At 72.3% G+C, this 19,790-nt stretch carries 16 protein-coding genes; 12 read left to right on the top strand and 4 right to left on the bottom strand.

All coding sequences use genetic code 11. The features are described from left to right. Window positions 1-3 precede the first annotated feature (3 nt). A complete protein-coding gene (gene acs / locus ACXR2U_RS21180; protein WP_458827075.1) occupies window positions 4-1,998 on the bottom strand; it encodes an acetate--CoA ligase in 1,995 nt (664 codons plus the stop codon). 231 nt (window positions 1,999-2,229) lie between these two features. On the opposite strand from acs, the gene ACXR2U_RS21175 reads away from it, so the two are divergent. Both ACXR2U_RS21175 and ACXR2U_RS21170 read left to right on the top strand, forming a co-directional pair. After that, window positions 2,230-2,817, top strand: coding sequence for a TetR/AcrR family transcriptional regulator (locus tag ACXR2U_RS21175; RefSeq protein ID WP_458827074.1), 588 nt, complete (start codon window positions 2,230-2,232; stop codon window positions 2,815-2,817). After that, on the top strand, window positions 2,814-3,248 hold the full coding sequence (locus ACXR2U_RS21170) for a DoxX family protein (RefSeq protein ID WP_458827073.1): 435 nt from the start codon (window positions 2,814-2,816) through the stop codon (window positions 3,246-3,248). The genes ACXR2U_RS21175 and ACXR2U_RS21170 overlap by 4 nt, the downstream gene beginning before the upstream one ends. A gap of 18 nt (window positions 3,249-3,266) precedes the next feature. On the opposite strand, the gene ACXR2U_RS21165 is transcribed toward ACXR2U_RS21170, so the two are convergent. Both ACXR2U_RS21165 and ACXR2U_RS21160 read right to left on the bottom strand, forming a co-directional pair. Next, a complete protein-coding gene (locus ACXR2U_RS21165) occupies window positions 3,267-4,166 on the bottom strand; it encodes a hypothetical protein (RefSeq protein WP_458827072.1) in 900 nt (299 codons plus the stop codon). Window positions 4,167-4,251: 85 nt separating this feature from the next. Next, window positions 4,252-5,193 carry a hypothetical protein gene (locus ACXR2U_RS21160; protein WP_458827071.1) on the bottom strand — a complete coding sequence of 314 codons (942 nt, stop codon included), beginning with the start codon at window positions 5,191-5,193 and terminating at the stop codon, window positions 4,252-4,254. A 217-nt stretch (window positions 5,194-5,410) separates the two neighbouring features. Between ACXR2U_RS21160 and ACXR2U_RS21155 the strand changes: the two genes are divergently transcribed. Genes ACXR2U_RS21155 through ACXR2U_RS21120 form a run of 8 tightly spaced genes read left to right on the top strand, consistent with a single transcriptional unit; the run spans window position 5,411 to window position 17,086 of the window. Beyond that, window positions 5,411-10,996, top strand: a complete 5,586-nt coding sequence (locus ACXR2U_RS21155; protein ID WP_458827070.1) for an ATP-binding protein — start codon at window positions 5,411-5,413, stop codon at window positions 10,994-10,996. A gap of 14 nt (window positions 10,997-11,010) precedes the next feature. Beyond that, on the top strand, window positions 11,011-12,006 hold the full coding sequence (locus ACXR2U_RS21150) for an isopenicillin N synthase family dioxygenase (RefSeq protein ID WP_458827069.1): 996 nt from the start codon (window positions 11,011-11,013) through the stop codon (window positions 12,004-12,006). A 23-nt stretch (window positions 12,007-12,029) separates the two neighbouring features. After that, on the top strand, window positions 12,030-13,268 hold the full coding sequence (locus ACXR2U_RS21145) for an arginine deiminase (protein ID WP_458827068.1): 1,239 nt from the start codon (window positions 12,030-12,032) through the stop codon (window positions 13,266-13,268). After that, window positions 13,265-13,915, top strand: coding sequence for a maleylpyruvate isomerase family mycothiol-dependent enzyme (locus ACXR2U_RS21140; protein WP_458827067.1), 651 nt, complete (start codon window positions 13,265-13,267; stop codon window positions 13,913-13,915). Before ACXR2U_RS21145 ends, ACXR2U_RS21140 begins: the two co-directional genes overlap by 4 nt. Before the next feature lie 31 nt (window positions 13,916-13,946). Beyond that, window positions 13,947-14,291 carry an ArsR/SmtB family transcription factor gene (locus ACXR2U_RS21135; protein WP_458827066.1) on the top strand — a complete coding sequence of 115 codons (345 nt, stop codon included), beginning with the start codon at window positions 13,947-13,949 and terminating at the stop codon, window positions 14,289-14,291. Continuing rightward, window positions 14,288-14,779 (top strand): SRPBCC family protein, encoded by a 492-nt coding sequence (locus ACXR2U_RS21130; protein ID WP_458827065.1) that lies wholly within the window; start codon window positions 14,288-14,290, stop codon window positions 14,777-14,779. The genes ACXR2U_RS21135 and ACXR2U_RS21130 overlap by 4 nt, the downstream gene beginning before the upstream one ends. Before the next feature lie 36 nt (window positions 14,780-14,815). Continuing rightward, window positions 14,816-15,568: an oxidoreductase gene (locus ACXR2U_RS21125; RefSeq protein ID WP_458827064.1), complete on the top strand. Its 753-nt coding sequence runs from the start codon at window positions 14,816-14,818 to the stop codon at window positions 15,566-15,568. Window positions 15,569-15,616: 48 nt separating this feature from the next. After that, window positions 15,617-17,086: an amino acid permease gene (locus ACXR2U_RS21120; RefSeq protein ID WP_458827063.1), complete on the top strand. Its 1,470-nt coding sequence runs from the start codon at window positions 15,617-15,619 to the stop codon at window positions 17,084-17,086. Here the strand turns inward: ACXR2U_RS21120 and ACXR2U_RS21115 are convergent. Then, entirely contained in the window at window positions 17,068-17,868 is an 801-nt protein-coding gene (locus tag ACXR2U_RS21115; RefSeq protein ID WP_458827062.1) for an HAD family hydrolase, read from the bottom strand. The genes ACXR2U_RS21120 and ACXR2U_RS21115 overlap by 19 nt on opposite strands. Before the next feature lie 100 nt (window positions 17,869-17,968). On the opposite strand from ACXR2U_RS21115, the gene ACXR2U_RS21110 reads away from it, so the two are divergent. Together ACXR2U_RS21110 and ACXR2U_RS21105 are read left to right on the top strand one after the other, a co-directional pair. Next, complete coding sequence (locus ACXR2U_RS21110; protein WP_458827061.1) at window positions 17,969-18,589, top strand: hypothetical protein; 621 nt, start codon at window positions 17,969-17,971, stop codon at window positions 18,587-18,589. After that, window positions 18,586-19,641: an ATPase, T2SS/T4P/T4SS family gene (locus tag ACXR2U_RS21105; RefSeq protein WP_458827060.1), complete on the top strand. Its 1,056-nt coding sequence runs from the start codon at window positions 18,586-18,588 to the stop codon at window positions 19,639-19,641. Before ACXR2U_RS21110 ends, ACXR2U_RS21105 begins: the two co-directional genes overlap by 4 nt. Window positions 19,642-19,790 lie beyond the last annotated feature (149 nt).

Below are 19,790 nucleotides of genomic sequence, written 5' to 3'. Positions count from 1 at the left end.
GCCTCAGTCCTCCGGCGGGGCCTTCTCCAGGCCGCCCTGGATGAGGTCCATGACCGAGCTGTCGGTCAGGGTCGTGACATCGCCCATCTCGCGGTGCTCGGCGACGTCACGCAGCAACCGGCGCATGATCTTGCCGCTGCGGGTCTTCGGCAGCTCGGGCACGACCATGACCTGCCGCGGCTTGGCGATCGCGCCGATCTCGGTGCCGACGTGGTTGCGCAGTTCCTGGATCAACGCCTCGGCGGCGGCCTCGTCGCCCTCCTCCGCCGCCGCGGCGGCGTCCCCGCGCAGGATGACGAACGCGACGATGGCCTGACCGGTCGTGGGGTCGTTCGCCCCGACCACCGCGGCCTCCGCGACCTTCGGGTGCGACACCAGCGCCGACTCGACCTCGGTGGTCGAGATGCGGTGGCCCGAGACGTTCATGACGTCGTCGACCCGGCCGAGCAGCCACAGGTCGCCGTCGTCGTCCTTCTTGGCGCCGTCGCCGGCGAAGTAGAAACCCTTGTCGGCGAAGCGGGACCAGTAGGTCTCGCGGAAGCGTTCCGGGTCGCCCCAGATGCCGCGGGTCATCGACGGCCACGGTTCGGTGAGCACGAGCAGTCCGCCCTGGCCGTCGGCCACCGGCGTGCCGTGGTCGTCGACGACCTCGGCCCCGATGCCCGGCAGGGCCGTCATGGCCGAACCCGGCTTGGCGTGGGTGACGCCCGGCAGCGGCGCGATCATCATCGCGCCGGTCTCGGTCTGCCACCAGGTGTCGACGATCGGGGCCTTGTCGCCACCGATCACCCGGCGGTACCACATCCACGCCTCGGGGTTGATGGGTTCGCCGACCGAACCCAGCACCCGCAACGACGACAGGTCGTGCCCCGCCGGGATCTCCTCGCCCCACTTCATGAAGGTGCGGATCGCGGTCGGCGCGCAGTAGAGGATCGACACCTTGTACTTCTCGACGATCGACCACCACCGGCCCTTGTCGGGGGTGTCGGGCGTGCCCTCGTACATGACGGTCGTGGCGCCGTTCGCGAGCGGGCCGTAGACGATGTAGCTGTGGCCGGTGATCCAGCCGACGTCGGCCGCGCACCAGTAGACGTCGGTCTCGGGCTTGAGGTCGAAGACGGCCCAGTGCGTGTACGCGGCCTGGGTGAGGTAGCCGCCGGTGGTGTGGAAGATCCCCTTGGGTTTCCCGGTGGTTCCCGACGTGTAGAGGATGAACAGCGGGTGCTCGGCGGGCATCGGTTCGGGCGTGTGCTCGGCGGGCGCCGCGGCCAGGGCGTCGTGCCACCAGACGTCGCGACCCTCGGTCCACTCGACCTCGTTCTCGCCGCGCTTGACGACGAGCACGTTGGTCACCGAGGTCGCGCCGCGCGACAACGCGTCGTCGACCGCGGGCTTGAGCGCGAACACCGATCCGCGCCGGTAGCCGCCGTCGGCGGTGATCACGACCTTGGCCTCGGCATCGACGATGCGGTCGTTGAGCGCCTGCGCCGAGAAGCCGCCGAAGATCACCGAGTGCGGCGCCCCGAGCCGCGCGCAGGCGAGGAACGCCACGACGGCCTCGGGGATCATGGGCAGGTAGATCGCGACCCGGTCGCCCTGCCGGATCCCGAGCTCGGCCAGGGCGTTCGCCGCCCGCGAGACGTCCTCCTGCAACTGCGCGTAGGTGATCGTGCGGGTGTCGCCGGGCTCGCCCTCCCAGTGAATCGCGACCCGGTCACCGAGGCCGTTCTCGACGTGCCGGTCGATGCAGTTGTAGGCGACGTTGAGCTCGCCGCCGTCGAACCACCTCGCGTCCGGGACGTCCCAGGACAGCGCGGTGTCCCACTCCTTGGCCCAGGTCAGCCGCCGGGCCTGGGTCTCCCAGAACCCGATCCGGTCCTCGCGCGCCGCCTCGTACGCGTCGGCCTTGACGTTGGCGTGCTCCGCCAACTCGGCCGGCGGCGCGAACCGCCGCTCCTCGCGCAGCAGGTTGGACAGGCCCTCGTTGGTCTCGGTCACGGGTGGAGCTCCCTCGGTGCTCGACGGCGCGTGCGGCGGATGGACCGATCTTGCACCACGAGCCTGGGACCGCGCCGACACCTGCGGAGGGTGCCCTACCTGACCGGCCGGGGCCCCGGCTCGTGCGCCTGGGCGACGGGACCGACCTCGCCGTGGTGGATGACCTCGGGCACGTTCTCCCCCTCGTCTCAACCACGACGTCCGTCGTTGCCCGGGGCTAGCTTGGGCGACGTGGTGGGCAATCCCGCGCGGCGGACCGCGTTGACCGACGCCGGCATCGCCGTCCTGGCGCGCGACGGCGCGCGGGGGCTGACCCACCGGGCTGTGGACGCCGAGGCCGGGGTGCCGGTCGGGACCACCGGCAACTACTTCCGCTCCCGCGCGGACCTGCTCGAGGCCCTCGTCGCCCGCATCTTCGAACGCCTCGCTCCGGAACCCGAGGTGCTCGCGTCCTTCGCCCGGCGCCGGCCGTCCCGGGCCCGGTTCGCCGACCAGATCCGCGACATCGTCCGGCGGCTGCTCCTGCACCGCGACGACACCGTGGCGCTGTTCGAACTGCGCATCGAGGCGGCCCGACGGCCCGAGGTCGCGGCCGTCATGACCCCCGCGCTGGTCGGGGGGTTCCAGGCCGACCTCGCGTACCACGCCGAGGCGCGGCTGCCTGGTGGCCCGGCGGAGATCGCGCTGTTCCACTACGCCGTCGACGGTCTGCTGCTCGACCTGCTCACGGTGTCGATCGGCTCCGGCACGGCGCCGGACGACGTGGTCGACGTCCTGGTCGAGCGGCTGCTGCCGCGCGGGCGAGCGGTACGGGCGTGACGCGCGAGCCGGAACGACGTGCGACGTCCGTGCTGTCCTGGGCGCTCGGGATCCTGCTGCTCGTCACGGGCACGGACCACTTCCTGTCGCCCTCGGGCTTCGAGGCGATCGTGCCGCGGGCGTTGGGCTCACCGGCGTTCTGGGTCGCCGCGAGTGGTGTCGCGGAACTGCTCGTGGCGGTGGGGTTGCTCGTCCGGCCCACCCGACGCCTCGCGGCCCTGGCGGCCGTCGTGCTGTTCGTCGTGGTGTTCCCGGCCAACGTGCAGATGGCGCTCGACTCCGGCGACGGCACGCCCGGCTGGACCCACGTGCCGTGGGTGGCGTGGGCCCGGCTGCCGTTGCAGATCCCGCTGATCGTGTGGGCGGGGTGGATCGCCGCGACGACGTCGTCGACGGTGTGGCCGGTGCGCCGTCGCCCGGTCGAGAGGTGACGCCGCCGGTCGACCGGCTCACACGCGGGTGAAGGCGAGCCGTCCGTTCGCGCGGTTGCGGAAGACCAGGTCGGGTCGCGGGGTGCCGTCGTCGGCGGTGACCTGCACGCGCACGTCGAGCCAGCCGTCGCCGTTGACGTCGACCGCCTCGGGCTCGTAGCTCGCGGGCGATGCCGCGGTGTCGGCCACCAGCTGCACCGCCGTGCCAGTGCTGCCGTCGACGACCGTGACGCCGACGTTGACCCCGCTGTAGAACGCGTGGGCGTCGAGGATGTCGACGCCGCGGCCGTGGTCGAAGTCGGCGAAGGCCAGGTCGTCGAGGGCCGAGGGGGCGCTGGTCCACAGCAGTCGGTAGGTCGACGCCCGGCCGGTGTAGACCTCGACGCCGGACCCCTGGTCGGTGCGTTCGACGAGGTCGCCGAAGCCGTCGCCGTCGAGGTCCTGCGTGGTCAGCGACGACGGCTGGAACATGGCGTTGGTGGCGCCGTCCCACGTCCACCGCTGGGTCGCCGGTGCCCAGCGGAAGAACTGGACCGACTTCCCGCCGATCGGCGCGACCGACGACCAGGTGACGGCCAGCCGCGCTGCTGCCGCGGTGGGTCCGGGCAGCACCACGCCGAGGTCGGGGCACTCGACGACCATCGAGCCGCGCACCGGGAGTGGACGGAACGCACCGGTGGTCGACGTGCTGCCGTCCTTCTTGCCGGGACGCACCCGGGCTGCGCACGACGGCACGGAGGACGTGGTGTCGCGGCCGAGGGTGACGACATCGGGTCGGTGGTCGGCCGTGAGGTCGCCGACGATCGGACGGCTCGTCTCACTGAAACGGGGTGCGGCGGTGGCGGCGGCGGGCGCAGCAGTGGTGCACAGGGCAACGATCACCGCAGCGGCGGACAGCAGGGCAGGACGGAGCGGCACGTGTGGTTTCCGATCGGGAGGTCGACACCCCCGTGCCAACGTCGTGATCTTGCACCAACGAACGCCGCAGCGCGCGCCGAGTTGATCAGGAGGTCGAGAGTTCCTGGAAGCTGAACCGGCCACTCTGCGACCGGTTCACGAAGTACCGCGGCGGGTTGTCGCCGGTCTCGGCGTCGGTGTCCACGACGATGTCCGGGTAGGCGTCGCGGTTGAGGTCGACGGTGGCGATGCGGTAGCCCCGCACGTAGTCGTCGTCCGCCGTGAAGAAGCCGCTGACCAGCGTGCGCACCGCGCCGGTCCGGCCGTCGACGACCGCGGCGTAGGGGGCGTACGAGCCGTCCGAGTACGTGGACGCCAGGGCGTCGGTGCCGCCGGCGTGGTTGAGGTCGACGAACTGCAGGCCGGAGCCGGGCAGGTACACGCCGGGGTTCGGTCCGGTGTCGTAGAGCAGTTCGAACGAGGTGCCGCGGCGCTGGTACATGACCGACCCGTCGCCCTGGTCGGTGCCGTCCTGCCAGAAGTCGCCGACGTGGTCGCCGTCGAAGTCCACGGTGCCGAACGAACGCGAGATCTGGCCAGCGCCGAAGCTGCTCAGCAGCGGCGCGTACCCCTGCTGCAGCGCGCGGCGGGTCAGCGAGTAGACCCCCGTCCCCCGGAAGCTGGTGGCGTCCGCGTACACCGCGAGCAGCAGGTTGTTCACGGGCCGCGGTGCGGTGGACACGACCCCGAGTGTCGGGCAGACCTGGTAGTTCGACGGGTCGTCGTTCACGGTCTGCAGGTGCACCGTCTTCGCGGCGTCGAACCCTCCGCCGGCCCGGCCGGCCCGGACGAGCGCCACACAGTCGAGGTGGTCAGCGGGCCCCTGCGCGGCGAAGGCCACCCGGTCCTTGAGTCCGTCACCGGTGACGTCGCCCATGACCACGGAGGTCGGTGCGGCCTGGGCGCCGGCCGCGCCGACGAACGCCGTTCCGGCGGTGAACAGCAACGTCAGCGCCGCGATGGTGACGCGGCGGGTCCTCGAGGTCATGGCCGATCCGTCCCGGATGTCGTGTTCGGGTGGTGTGTGACGCAATCATCGCGGAGCAACAGCTTCCACACAAGCTTCTGACGCGGGGTGTTCGTCCCCGGACGGGGGAGGGGCCGACCGCTGCGACGGGCACCGGTGGTCACGGTGGGGACGGCTGGTCGATACCGTCGTTCCGAGTAGCTTTGTGACCCCCGTCATCCGAGGAGGAGACAGCAGCGTGGCTGTGACCGGTACGACCGCCGAACCCGGCGTACGCACGTTCACCCGGGTGGCGATCGTCAACCGCGGCGAGCCCGCCGTCCGCTTCCTCAACGCGGCCCGCGAGTACGCGGCCGAGCGTGACGTCCCGCTGACGACCATCGCGCTCTACACCGACGTCGACCGGCACGCCTGGTTCGTCCGTGACGCCGACGAGGCGTACCGGCTGGGCCCCGCGTCGTCACCGGACCCCACGACCGGCAGCACCCGGCTGACCTACCTCAACCTCGAGATCCTGCGCGAGGCGTTGGTCGCCACCCGCGCCGAGGCGGTGTGGGTCGGCTGGGGGTTCGTCGCCGAGGACCCGGCCTTCGCCGAACTGGTCCGCGAGCTCGGGCTGGTGTTCATCGGCCCCTCCCCGGAGTCGATGCGGATGGTCGGCGACAAGATCGCCGCCAAGCAGCTGGCCGAGAAGGTCGAGGTGCCGGTGACGCCGTGGAGCGGCGGCCCGGTGCACACCGTCGAGGAGGCCGTGCAGCACGGCGAGCACATCGGGTTCCCGCTGGTCGTCAAGGCCACCGCGGGTGGTGGTGGCCGCGGCATCCGCATGGTCAACGCGCCCGACGAACTCCCCGCGGCGTTCGAGTCGGCCCGCAACGAGGCCCGCCTCGCCTTCGGCGACGAGCGGGTCTTCATGGAGTGGAAGGTCGACGGCGCGCGGCACATCGAGGTGCAGATCGCCGCCGACGAGCACGGCGGAGCGTGGGCCGTCGGCGTCCGGGACTGCAGCGTGCAGCGGCGCAACCAGAAGGTCATGGAGGAGTCGGCCTCGACCGCGCTCCCCGCCGAGACCGAACGTGCGATCGCCGCCGCGGGCATCCGCATCGCCCAGGCCACCGGCTACCACGGGGTCGGGACCATCGAGTTCCTCTACCTCCCCGAGCGCGACGCGTTCTTCTTCATGGAGGTCAACACCCGCCTGCAGGTCGAGCACACCGTCACCGAGGCCACCACCGGGGTCGACCTGGTGAAGCTGCAACTCGACCTCGCCCGCGGACTCCCGCTGCCGGCCGCGGCGCCGCCGCCCGCGCACGGGCACGCGATCGAACTCCGGCTCAACGCCGAGGACCCGCTGCAGGGCTTCGCGCCCTCCCCGGGCCGCCTGGTGGTCTTCGCGCCGCCGCAGGGCCCGGGCATGCGCGTGGACTCCGGCGTCACCGAGGGCGATGTCATCCCGCCCGAGTACGACTCGATGATCGCCAAGATCATCGCGTGGGGGCGTGACCGGCCCGAGGCGATCGCCCGCATGCGTCGCGCCCTCGGCGACACCCTCGTGCTGGTCGAGGGCGGCACGACCAACCGCGCGTTCCTGTTGTCGCTGCTGGAACAGCCCGACGTCGTGAACGGCACGATCGACACCCTGTGGCTCGACCGCACCATGGCGTCGGGCGGGCTCACCTCGGCCGCCGGCGACGACGACGCCCGCGCCGCCCTGTTGCTGGCGGCGATCGACACGTACCGGCTGCAGCGGGACGTCGAGCGTGGTCACCTGTTCTCGACCGCCCTGCGCGGGCGCCCGGAACTGTTGCACATGGGTTCGGACACCATCGACCTGCAGTACGCCGGTCGCACCTACAGCTTCCAGGTGTGCGAGATCGCCCCGGCGCGTTACCGGGTCTCGGTCGACGACCGTGACCTCGACGTCGGCACGTTGTGGCTCGGCCGTCACCAGTTGCGCCTGCGGGCCCTCGGTCGTGACACCAAGCTGGTGTCGATGATCCACGGCGAGACCCACATGGTGGAGTCCGCGCGGGAGAGCTTCCGCATCGTCCGCGGAGACGCCGGCGTCGTCCGGGCGACCTCACCCGGCGTCGTCGTGTCCGTGGCCGTCGCCGCCGGTGACGAGATCAGCGCCGGTCAGACGGTCATGGTCGTCGAGGCCATGAAGCTCGAGAGTGCCGTCGTGGCGCCGGTCGCGGGCCGGGTCCGTGAGGTGCTGGCCGGCGCCAACGCACAGGTCGACGCCGGTGACCCGTTGCTGCGCATCGACGTCGAGTCCGACGACGACGCCGCCGCCGCGGCCGATGACGCCGTGTCCTTCGACGTTTTCCCGAGTGACCCACCGGGTACGGCCGTCGCCGTCCTGCGGCAGCGACTGCTGGGCTACGACACCGCGCCGTCCCAGTCGGCGTTGCTCGCCGGTCCGTGGCAGCCCGCCACCGACCCCGCCGGCATCGCCGCCGAGGACGAGGCGCTGCAGATCTTCGTCGACGTCTGCTCGGTGACCCAACGCGTCCCCGACGACGACGAACAGCCCGGTGGCTTCGAGGCGAGCCCCGAGGACCACCTGGCGACGTTCATGCGGTCGGTCGACCGCGCCGAGGAGGTCCTGCCGGAACGGTTCCTGTTGCGCCTGCGGCAGGTCCTCGCCCGGTACGGCGTCACCGAACTCGAACGCGGACCCGCGCTCGACGAAGCCGTCGCCCGCGTCTACAACGCCCGCCTCGGCCTCGCCTCGAACTCCCCGCACGTCGTGGCGCTGCTGCGGGCCCGGCTCACCGCGGCCGACGAGTTGCGGCCCGCGATGGGTGACGGGTTCGCCGACCTGCTCGACGCCGTCACCCGTGTCGCCGACGGCCGGTTCGCGGCCATCGCGGAACTCGCGCGCGCCACCCGCTTCCGTTACGTGGACGAGGGTGTCATCACCCAGGTGCGCAACGACGCCTTCGCCGAGGTCGAGCGGGAACTCGCGTGGCTGGAACAGCACGCCCCCGACGACCCCGAGCGGTCCGAGCACATCAGCTCGATCATCGCCATCCGGCCGGGTGTGGTCACCAACCTCATCGAACGGGCCTCGCGCACCGACGGGCTCGCGCGGGCGACGACCCTCGAGGCGTTGCTGTTCCGCCACTACCGCCAGCGTTTCCTCGACCGGATGACCGTGGTCGAGGACGGCGTCGTGCGCGCGCAGTACGTCCACCCCGACGGCACCTTCATCCAGTTGGTCGGCGCGGTCGGCGGCTGGGCCGACCACGACGCGGTCATCGCGTCGGTCGCGGCGGTCGTGCGCGACCTGCCCGAGAGCGCCGTCGTCCTCGAGCTCTTCTTCTGGCACGACGACGCCCTCGACACCGCCGCCACCGAGGAGGCCGCTCGGGCGGCGTTGTCGTCCGCGGACTTCGGTCGCGCCGTCCGCCGCGCCGTGGTCACCACCCACCGCCGTGGCGCGCAGACCGCTCACCACTTCACCTACCGCCACGGCGAGAACGGGTTCTTCGAGGAGCGGCTCTACCGCGACCTGCACCCGATGATCGCCGACCGCCTGGAACTGTGGCGGTTCTCGGAGTTCGATCTCGAACGTCAGCCCGCTGACGGCGGCGTCTACGTGTTCCGCGGTCGCGCCCGCAGCAACCCGGGCGACGAACGGATCTTCGCCCTGGCCGAGATCCACGACCTCACCCCGATCACCGACGACCGCGGCCGGGTCACGGCCTACCCCGAGATCGAGCGGACGTTCCTGGAGGCGGTCGGCGCGGTGCGTCGCGCCCAACTCGACGACAACCCGCGCACCCGCCTGCTGCGCAACCGCGTCACCCTCTACGTGCAGCCGCCGTGGACGCTCGGGGAGGACGTCGTCCGCGAACTGGCCCGCCGCCTCGCCCGTTCGGTGCGCGGTTCCGGACTCGAGCAGATCGTCGTGCGGGCCAAGGTGCCCGGCCGCGACGGCGAGCTCCACGACGTCGTGCTGCAGATGACCACGCCGCGTTCGGTCGGGTTCTCGCTGAAGGTCACGACGCCGTCGAACGAACCGATCGCGCCGCAGAGCACGTACGACAACAGCGTGCTGCGGTTGCGTCGACGCGGCGAGATCCCGCCGTTCGAGCTCGTGCGGTTGCTCACGCCGTCCGACGCCACGCGGTCGGACTTCCCGGTGGGTGAGTTCACCGAGTACGACCTCGAGGCCACCGACGATCCCGCGGTGCGGCAGCGGCTCGTCCCGGTCGAGCGGCCGGCCGGGCAGAACGTCGCCAACCTCGTCGCGGGCGTGTTGGTCAACCGCACGGCCAAGCACCCGGAGGGCATGACCCGGGTCGTGCTGCTCGGCGACCCCGGCCGCTCGCTGGGCTCGCTCGCCGAACCGGAGTGCCGCCGGATCGTCGCGGCCCTCGACCTCGCCGAGGAACTCGAGGTGCCGGTCGAGTGGTACGCGGTGTCCTCGGGCGCCAAGGTCGCGATGGACTCCGGTACCGAGAACATGGACTGGACCGCCGCGGCGCTGCGCCGGATCGTGGAGTTCACCCAGGCGGGCCACGAGATCAACATCGTGGTCAGCGGCGTGAACGTCGGCGCGCAGTCGTACTTCGACGCCGAGGCCACGATGCTCATGCACACCCGCGGGGTGTTGATCATGCTGCCGGGTGCCTCGATGGTGTTGACCGGCAAGCAGAGCCTCGACGTCTCCGGCGGGGTCTCGGCCGAGGACAACGTGGGCATCGGCGGTTTCGAGCGGGTGATGGGTCCCAACGGTCAGGCGCAGTACTCGGCGCCGGACATCGAGACCGCCTGCCAGATCCTGTTCGCCCACTACGAGCACACGTACGTCGCGCCCGGCGAACGGTTCCCGCGGCGCCGCCCGAACTCCGACCCGACCCTGCGTGACGTCCGCGAGTCGCCGCACCCGGTGACCGAGGGCAGCGACTTCACCACGGTCGGCGACGTCTTCTCCCTCGACGCCAACCCCGACCGCAAGAAGCCGTTCGACATCCGGGCCGTCATGTCGGCCGTCACCGACTCCGACGCCGCCCCGCTCGAGCGGTGGGCCCGGTGGCGCGGCGCCGAGGCGGCGACCGTGTGGGACGCCCACATCGGCGGCATCCCGGTCGAGCTCATCGGCATCGAGAGCAAGAACCTGCGGCGGCCCGGTCCGTTGCCCGCCGACGGCCCCGAGATCTGGACCGCCGGCACGTTGTTCCCGATGTCGTCGAAGAAGGTGGCCCGCGCGATCAACGCGGCGAGCGGCGTCCGTCCGCTCGTCGTGCTGGCGAACCTGTCCGGGTTCGACGGCTCGCCGGAGTCGATGCGCATGCTGCAACTGGAGTACGGCGCCGAGATCGGGCGGGCGGTGGTGAACTTCGACGGCCCGATCGTGTTCTGCGTCGTGTCGCGCTACCACGGCGGCGCGTTCGTCGTGTTCTCCAAGGCGTTGAACCGGCAGCTCGAGGCCGCGGCCGTCGTCGGCTCCAAGGCTTCGGTCCTCGGCGGTGCGCCCGCAGCCGCTGTCGTGTTCAGCCGCGAGGTCAACGCCCGCGTGCAGGCCGACCCCCGCGTCGCCGATCTCGCGGCCCGGTTCGAGGCGGCTCCGCCGGAGCAGCGCGCGGTGTTGCGGTTGCAGCTGGCCGAGATCACCGCCACGGTCCGGGGCGAGAAGCTCGGCGAACTGGCCGGCGAGTTCGACGCCGTCCACACCGTCGAGCGGGCCCGAGAGGTCGGCTCCGTCGACCACGTCGTCGCCCCCGAGCACCTGCGCCCGTACCTCGTCGACGCGCTCGAACGGGGCATGGCCCGTACCGAGGGCGAGCGGCGTCGGGGCCGGCACGCCCACTGACCCCTGGAGAACCCGTGAGCACCGCGCTGCCCGTCATCTCGCTCGCCGACGTCGCCGCGCCGGGGTTCGACGACGCCCTGCGCGACGCCTCGCACCGGTCGGGGTTCTTCTACCTGACCGGGCATGGCATCGACCCGGCGTTGTCGGAGCGGTTGTTCGCGGTGGCGCGGAAGTTCTTCGCGCTCCCGGATGCCGACAAGCGAGCCGTCGAGATGCTGGCCAGCCCGCACTTCCACGGCTACACCCGCCTGGGTGGGGAGTTGACACAGGGCGCGGTCGACTGGCGCGAGCAGATCGACATCGGGGCCGAACGGGTGGCCGTGACCGAGCCCGATCCCACGCGGCCGTGGCAGGTGCTGGACGGTCCGAACCTGTGGCCCCGCGCGTTGCCCGCACTGCGGCCGACGGTGGCGGCGTGGGAGGCGGCGTGCACCGAGGTCGCCGGGCGCCTGCTGCACGCGTGGGCGCGGGCGCTCGGGCAGGACGAGGACGTGTTCGACGCGGCCTTCGCGTCGGTGCCGTCGACGTTGATCAAGCTCATCCGCTACCCGGGCCGGACCGAACCGGAGTCCGAGCAGGGGGTCGGCGCGCACAAGGACCCGGGCGTGCTCACGCTGCTGTGGCTGCAGGAGGGGACGACCGGGCTGCAGGTCAGGCGCGGTGACGTGTGGCTGGATGTGCCGCCGCTGCCGGGTGCGTTCGTGGTCAACACCGGTGAACTGCTCGAGGTCGCCACCGACGGCTACCTCGTCGCGACCGACCACCGCGTCCTGTCGCCGCCCGCGGGCTCCGAGCGCATCTCGGTGCCGTTCTTCTTCAACCCACGCCTGGACGCCACGTTCCCCCGACTGGCCCTGCCGCCGGGCCTCGCCGCCCAGGCCGCGGGCGTCACGCAGGACCCGCACAACCGCATCAGCGCCACCTTCGGCGAGAACATGCTCAAGGCGCGGTTGCGGGCCCACCCGGACGTCGCGGCCCGTCACCACCCGGAGCTCGTGACACGCCGGTGACACGGAGTGGACATGCTGTCGGTGTGACCACCCCGATCGTGCCCCGCATCGAGTCCGAGATCGGACCGTTGCGCCATGTCGTGACCCACCGTCCGGGTCGCGAACTCGAGCGGCTGACACCGAGCAACATCCACCGGCTGCTGTTCGACGACGTCCCGTGGGCCGGGCGGGCGCGCGAGGAACACGACGCGTTCGTCGAGGTCCTGGCCTCCCGGGGCGCGGTCGTGCACCGCTTCCGCGACCTGCTGGCTGGCGCCCTCGACACCCCCGACGGCCGGCGCTTCGTCCTCGACCGCACCTGCACCCCCGAACGGTTCGGCGAGCAGATGGCCCACGGGCTGCGGCGTTTCCTCGACGACGCCGAGTCCGACTCGCTCGCCGGGATGCTCATCGGTGGCATCCTCAAGTCCGACCTCGCGGCGGTGTCGACCTGGGGCCTGCAGTGGGCCACCGCCGGTGACGACGACCTGGTCCTGCCGCCGCTGCCGAACACGTTGTTCCAGCGCGACAACGCGGCCTGGATCGGCGGCGGGGTCACGGTCAACCCGATGGCCAAGCTCGCCCGCCAGCGCGAATCGATCCACACCCGCGCGGTGTACCGGTACCACCCGCTGTTCCGCGGCGGGCCCGGCCACTTCTACTACGGTGACGACGACCGCGACCACCGCCCGGCCACGCTCGAGGGCGGCGACATCCTGGTGGTCGCCCCCGGCGTGATCCTCATCGGGATGGGCGAGCGGACCACGGCATCCGGTGTGGAACTGCTGGCCCGACGCCTGTTCGCGGCGCGGGAGGCCGAGGTCGTGCTCGCGGTCGAACTGCCCCAGGCCCGGGCCATGATGCACCTGGACACCGTGTTCACCATGGTCGACGCCGCGACCTTCGTCGCTTACCCGAACCTCGACCTGGACCACCTCCGAGCCTGGCGCGTGACCCCGGGTGACGACGAACGGGAACCGTTGCACGTGGAAACGGTCCCGTCGTTGTCCCCGGCGCTGGCGCAGGCCCTCGAGGTCGACCAGGTGCGCATCCTGCGGGCGGGCGACGATCCCCGCGCCGTCGAGCGTGAGCAGTGGAGCGACGGCAACAACTACTTCGCGCTCGAGCCGGGCGTGGTCGTGGGGTACGACCGCAACGTCGTCACCAACGCGCTGCTCGAAGCCCACGGCATCGAGGTGATCGCGATCTCCGGGGGTGAACTCGGGCGTGGCCGTGGCGGGGCCCGGTGCATGACCTGCCCGATCGTCAGAGACCCATGGTGACCGGATCCGTCGACACGGACGCGGTCTTCGCGGCCACCGCGGCCCACCGCCTGCGCTTCGCCGACCTCGTCGAGTCGTTGTCCGACGACGAACTCGCCACGCCCAGCCTGTGTGAGGGGTGGACCACCCGCGACGTCGCGGGGCACCTCTCGGTCGCGATCGTCGGTGCGCCGCTGCCCTACCTCCTCGGCATGGTCCGGGCGTGGGGTCGGCCGAACGTCGCCAACCGTGACGTCGCGATCGCCGCCGCCCGTCGCCCGGTGGCGGACCTGGTCACGTTCATCCGCCGTCACGCGACCAGTCGGTTCGTCCCGCCCGGCGCCGGGCCGCGCGCCCCGCTCGCCGACGTCCTCATCCACACCGGCGACGTCGCGCGTCCCCTCGGCCGTCCGCACGAGGCCGACCCCGACGCCGTGGGGTGGGCGCTCGACTTCGTCACCGGCCCGCGCCCGGTCGGGTTCAGCTCGGTGCGTCGGCTCGCCGGGTTGTCGTTCGTGGCCACCGACCTCGACCGGACCTGGGGTTCCGGTGCGGCCGTCAGGGGTCGCGGCCTGGACCTGCTGCTCGCGGCCTGTGGCCGGACCGTCGCGCTGGACGCGCTGACGGGTGAGGGCGTCGCCGTGCTCCTGAGCCGTTCCGAGGCTTGACACATACCGATACAGGTATATGTTTGGCGGCATGGCCAGGGCAGCGACGACCACCGACGTGTTCACCGCAGTCGCGGAGGCCCGGCGGCGGCAGATCCTCGACCTGCTCGCGCAGGGGGAGCGACCCGTGGGCGAGCTCGTCGCCGCCATGGACCTCGCGCAACCGCTGGTGAGCAAGCACCTGAAGGTGCTGCGCGAGGTCGGGCTGGTCGAGGTCAGGGACGCGGGGCGGCAGCGGCTGTACCGCGTCAACGGACACGCGCTGAAGCCGTTGCACGACTGGGTGCGCGGCTTCGAGCAGCTGTGGCAGGAGCGCTTCGACGCGATGGACGCCGTCCTCGCGGATCTCACCACGCAGGACGAGGAGACGTCATGACCAGCAGTACCACCGGATCAGCGGTCGTCACACTGCCGAGCGACACCACGATCAAGATCGTCCGGGAGTTCGCGGCCCCGCCCGCCGCGGTGTGGCGGGTCTGGACCGAACCCGAGCTCATCCGGCGCTGGTGGGCCGGACACCGGGGTGCGGTCACCTCGATCGAGATGGACCTGCGCGAGGGCGGCGCCTGGCGGTTCGTCATGACGGCGAACCCCGGCTTCGAGGTCGCCTTCCACGGCGTCAACCGGGAGATCGTGGTGGGCGAGCGGCTCGTCTCGACCGAGGTCTACGAGGCGGTCCCGGATGCCGAGGCCCTCAACACCGCCACCTTCGAGCCGCTCGACGACGGCCGGCGGTGCCGGCTGACCCTGGTGACCGAGCACCAGAACCGCCGGAACCGCGACCTGCACGTCGAGTCCGGGATGGAGGGCGGGGTGCAGGAGGGGTTCGACATCATCGACGAGCTCGCGACCCAGCTGGGCTGAGTCCCCGATCGGGGGTGCCGGGTACCGTCGCTCGCCGTGTCCACCGATCCGTTGGCCGGCCTGCTCGCGGCACCCGGCGTCTCCGAGGCCGTGGAGTCCGCCCGCCAGGCCGTGGATGTTGCACTGAGCAACCGTGTGCTGCGCCGGGGTGGGGGGTCGCGCGTCGCCGGCGAGTCGTCCGTGCGGGGCGCCATGGCCGCGGCCTGGCTCTCGGGGGCGACGATCTCGCTCGACGACGTCCGTTCCGGAGCGGCGACGGCCCTGGAGGACCCGCTGGTGCAGGGCGCGTTGCGGGCCTACGGCGCGCTGGGCGAACTCGCTCCGTCGTGGGGCACGGCGCCGCGTCAGGCCTTCGCCCGACTCGACGTGCTGGCCGCGGCCGACCTGGTCGAGTCCGAACGTCTCGGCACACCGCGCGGCGCCCGCTTCGTCGCCTCCCGCCTGGACACCCTCGCCGACACCCTGCAGGCGACATCGGCGCCGGCGGTGCTGGTCGCGGCGATCGTCCACGCCGAGGTGCTCTCACTCGACGCGTTCGCGCCGGTGTCCGGCATCGTGGCCCGGGCGGCGGCGCGGCTGGCCCTCGCCGACCGCGGACTCGACCCGTCGTCGGTCATCGTCGTCGAGGTCGGCCAGCGCGACCACGAGGACGTCCACGCGTCCGCCCTCGCGGCCTACGCGAGCGGCACCCCCGACGGCGTCGTCGAATGGGTGTTGCAGTACGCAACGTTCGTCGAGCAGGGGGCGACGGAGACGCTGGCGATCTGTCAGGCCGTCCAGCGCGGCTGACCTGGGCGAGGGCTGTGTGGAACGGCCGTCCGGTGGGCAGGACAGCTCGTGTCAGTCTTCGAGACCAAGCCCATCGACGTCGTCATGGAGCAGACCGGCGGCCCGGACGGTGAGTCGACGTCCGGTCTGAAACGGCGCCTGGGGCCGTTCGACCTGATGGGCTTCGGCATCGGGATCGTCATCGGCACGGGCATCTTCACCCTCACCGGCGTCGAGGCCAAGCAGCACGCCGGACCGGCCGTGGTCATCTCGTTCATCCTGGCCGGCGTCGTCAGTCTGCTCGCCGCACTCTCCTACGCCGAGCTGGCCTCGGCCGTGCCCACCGCGGGGAGCGCGTACACCTACGCCTACGCCACCATCGGCCAGTTGCCCGCGTGGATCATCGGGTGGGACCTGGTGCTCGAGTTCGCCCTGGGCGCGTCCGTGGTGGCCCGCGGGTGGTCGGGGTACCTGCAGAACCTCTTCGACCTGCCGACCTCGGTGTTCGGCGAGGAATCGGTCGTCAACATCGGAGCCATCGGCATCGTCGCGGTCCTCGCCGTCATCGCCGTGGTGGGGGTCAAGGAGTCCGCGCGGGTGACCAACGTGCTGGTCGTCGTCAAGGTCGCGATCTGCCTGTTCGTCATCGTCGCCGGCGCCTTCTTCGTCAAGGCCGCCAACCTGACCCCGTTCATCCCGCCCGCGGCCGGTCCGGACGCGAGCTCGACCGGCCTCACCCGCCCGGTCGTGCAAGTGGTGTTCGGGTTGGAGCCGTCGGTGTTCGGCTTCGGTGGCGTGCTGACCGCCGCGGCGGTCGTCTTCTTCGCCTACACCGGCTTCGAGGCCACGGCGAACCTGTCGGAGGAGACGCGCAAACCGGCGCGTGACCTGCCGCTGGGTCTGCTCGGCACGTTGGTCATCGCGACCGTGCTCTACGTCGGCGTCTCCCTCGTCCTCACCGGCATGGTGCCCTACAAGGAGCTCAACACCGGGTCGCCGATCGCGTCGGCGTTCGACAGCGTCGGGGCGTCGTGGGCCGGCACGTTGGTCTCGATCGCGGCGGTGTGCGGGCTGACCACCGTGATCCTCGTCGACCTCGTGGGCATGGGGCGCATCGGTTTCGCGATGTCGCGTGACGGTCTGCTGCCGCAGGCGATCGGGCGGATCAGTCCGCGGTTCGGCACACCGGTCGGAGTCACCGTCGCCACCGCCGTGCTCGTCATGCTCATCGGCGGTTTCGTGCCCCTGACGGCGCTGGCCGACCTGGTCTCCATCGGCACGCTGTTCGCCTTCGTGCTGGTGTCGGTCGCGGTGCCCGTCCTGCGTCACACCAAGCCCGACCTGGAGCGTCCGTTCCGGGTGCCGTTCTCCCCGGTGCTGCCGATCGTCGCGGCGCTCGCCTGCATCTACCTCATGCTGAACCTGTCGGTGGAGACCTGGCTGCGGTTCCTCGCCTGGCTCCTGGTCGGGCTCGTCGTCTACTTCGCGTACGGGCGTCGGCACGCTCACCCGGCGACGGCTCAGGCGCCGCGGGCCTGACGCGACCCGCGGGTGGCCCACCAGGTGATGCCGGCGACGGCCGCACCGGCACCGGCCACCGCCGCACCCGCGATGACCTGGTTGCGCGAGGCCTTCAGGCGTTGACGCAGCGGGACCGCCCGCGTGAACACCACGATGGGCCAGCCGCGTTCGGTGGCGACCTTGCGCAGCGCCCGGTCGGGGTTGACCGCCACCGGGTGGCCGACGGTCTCCAGCAGCGGCAGGTCGGTGATCGAGTCGGAGTAGGCGTAGCTCGCCGAGAGGTCGATCCCGCGTTGGGCGGCGATCTCGCGCGCGGCCGTGGCCTTGTTCGGGCCGTAGCTGTAGAACTCGATCTCGCCGGTGTAGACGCCGTCCCGCTCGACCATGCGGGTGGCGATGACGTCGCTGACGCCGACCATCTCGCCGATCGGCTCGACCATCTCCGCACCCGACGACGACACGATGACGACGTCACGCCCGGCCGCCTTGTGCTCCTCGATGAGGGAGACGGCCTCGTCGTAGACCAGCGGGTCGATCGTCTCGTGCAGCGCCTCACGCACGATGTCGCGCACGGTGGCGACGTCCCAGCCGGTGCACATCGCCGTGATCTGGTCGCGCATCCGGTCCATCTGCTCGGCGTCGGCGCCGGCGATCGCGAAGACGAACTGGGCGTACGCGGTGCGCAGGACGGTCGCGCGGTTGATGAGTCCGCCGCGGTAGAGGGGGCGTCCGAACGCGAGCGTGCTCGACCTGGCGATGATCGTCTTGTCCAGGTCGAAGAAAGCGGCGCTCGCTACCACAGTTGCAGGCTACGAGAAATCGTCGTCCACAGCGCGGTGTGTCGTCCACAGTTCACCGTCCGGCCGGTCGCGCGCCGCTCGGAACGGGTCCACTGACCGGGTGGTCGTGACGGTGGTGGGAGCACGGGGCGGGGTCGGCACCACCTCCCTCGCCGTGGCGCTGAGCCGGGCCCTGGGTGCGGTCCTCGTCGACACCGACGGTGTCGCCGGCGGGGTCGACCTGTGGCTCGGCGGTGAGGACGTGCCGGGTGTGCGGTGGTCGGGGCTCGGCCTCGCCGGCGGCGCCCTGCCCCCGGCCGAGTTGCTCGCCGCGTTGCCGCGCATCGACCGGCTGCGGGTGCTCGCGGCCGACCGGGCCGACCTGCCGACCCCGGGCGCGGTGGCCCAGGTGCTGGAGGTCCTGGCCGGCGCCGAGGTGGTGGTCGACCTCGCCCGCCGGGTCGACGCCGTGGCGGCCGAGGTCGTCGCCCGCTCCGGCCTGGTGCTGGTCGTCGTGCCCTCGGGTGTCGCCGGCAGTGCGTCCGCGCACGTCGTCGTGCAGGCCCTGTCGGCGTCCCTGCCGTCCGTCCCGTTCGGGCTGGTGGTCGCCGGGGCCGCTGTCGGCCCGGCCGCGATCGCCGCGGCGGTCGGTGCCCCGGTGCTGGCGGCGGTGGCCGACGGGTCCGACTGGGAGCGGGTCGCCGCGGGCCTCGCCGACGGCCTGCGCCGGGTCGCGCCGTGAGTGCCCCCCTGGCCGATCCCGACCTGCTCGACCGGGTCCGCCGCCGGCTGGTCCACGACGTCCCCGAACTCGTCGGGGCCGGGCGGTTGCTCGACACCTCGGCGCTCGCCGCGACCCGCGAGGCGATCGCGGGGGAGGTGCACGGCGTGGGAGTGCTCCAACCCCTGCTCGAGCGCCCCGGTGTCACCGACGTCCTGGTCAACGCGCCCGACCAGGTGTGGACCGACTCCGAGCGCGGCCTCGAGCGGGCGGCGGTCCGCTTCGACGACGACGCCGCGGTCCGCCGACTCGCGGTCAGGCTGGCGGTGACGGCGGGGGTCCGGCTCGACGACGCCGCGCCCTGGGTCGACGCCGCCCTGCCGGGTGGGATCCGGCTGCACGCGGTGCTGCCGCCGCTGGTCGCCGCGACCACGCTCTCGTTGCGGGTGCTCCGCCCACCCGGCCGCGTGCTCCCGGCGCTCGACCCGCAGGTGCTGGCCCTGCTCGACGACGCCCTGGTCCGCGGCTCCGGGGTGTTGGTCGTCGGTCCCACCGGCGCAGGCAAGACCACCCTGCTCGCCGCGCTGCTCGGCCGGGTCCCGCCGACCGAACGCATCGTGCTGGTCGAGGACACCGCCGAACTCGCGGTCGACCACCCGCACGTCGTGCGGCTGCAGACCCGCGCCTCGAACGTCGAGGGTGCCGGTGGGGTGGGTCTCGAGGTGCTGGTCCGGCAAGCGCTGCGGATGCGACCCGACCGGCTCGTGGTCGGCGAGTTCCGCGGCGCCGAGACGGCCGTCCTGCTCGGTGCCCTCACCACCGGTCACCGCGGCGCCGCCACCCTGCACGCGCCGGGGCTCGCCGGGGTGCCGGCGCGGCTGCTGGCCCTCGGCGCGACGGCCGGTCTCGACGCCGTGACCGTCTCCCGCCTCGCCGCGGTCGCCTTCGACGTCGTCGTCGCGCTCGACCGGGTGGCGGGGCTGCGGGTGGTCACCGAGGTCGGTGCGCTGGTCGCCGAGGCCGGCGGGCTCACGGTCCGGCGGACGTGGTCTCGGCCGGGAGGTTCGCGGTGAGCGTGGCGGTCGCGCTGGTGCTGCTCGCCCTCGGCGTCGCGGTCTGGCCGGTCCGCACGCCGACCGAGCGGCGCCTGGCCCGGCTGCGTTCGTCCGCGCGCATCGCGGTGGGCGCCGCGGGCCTCGCTGTGGCCGCCCGTCCGGCCGGC

The organism is Jatrophihabitans sp. YIM 134969, from assembly GCF_054456675.1.
The sequence above is the reverse complement of the archived record's forward strand: the minus strand, read 5'-3'. Positions and strand labels throughout refer to the sequence as shown.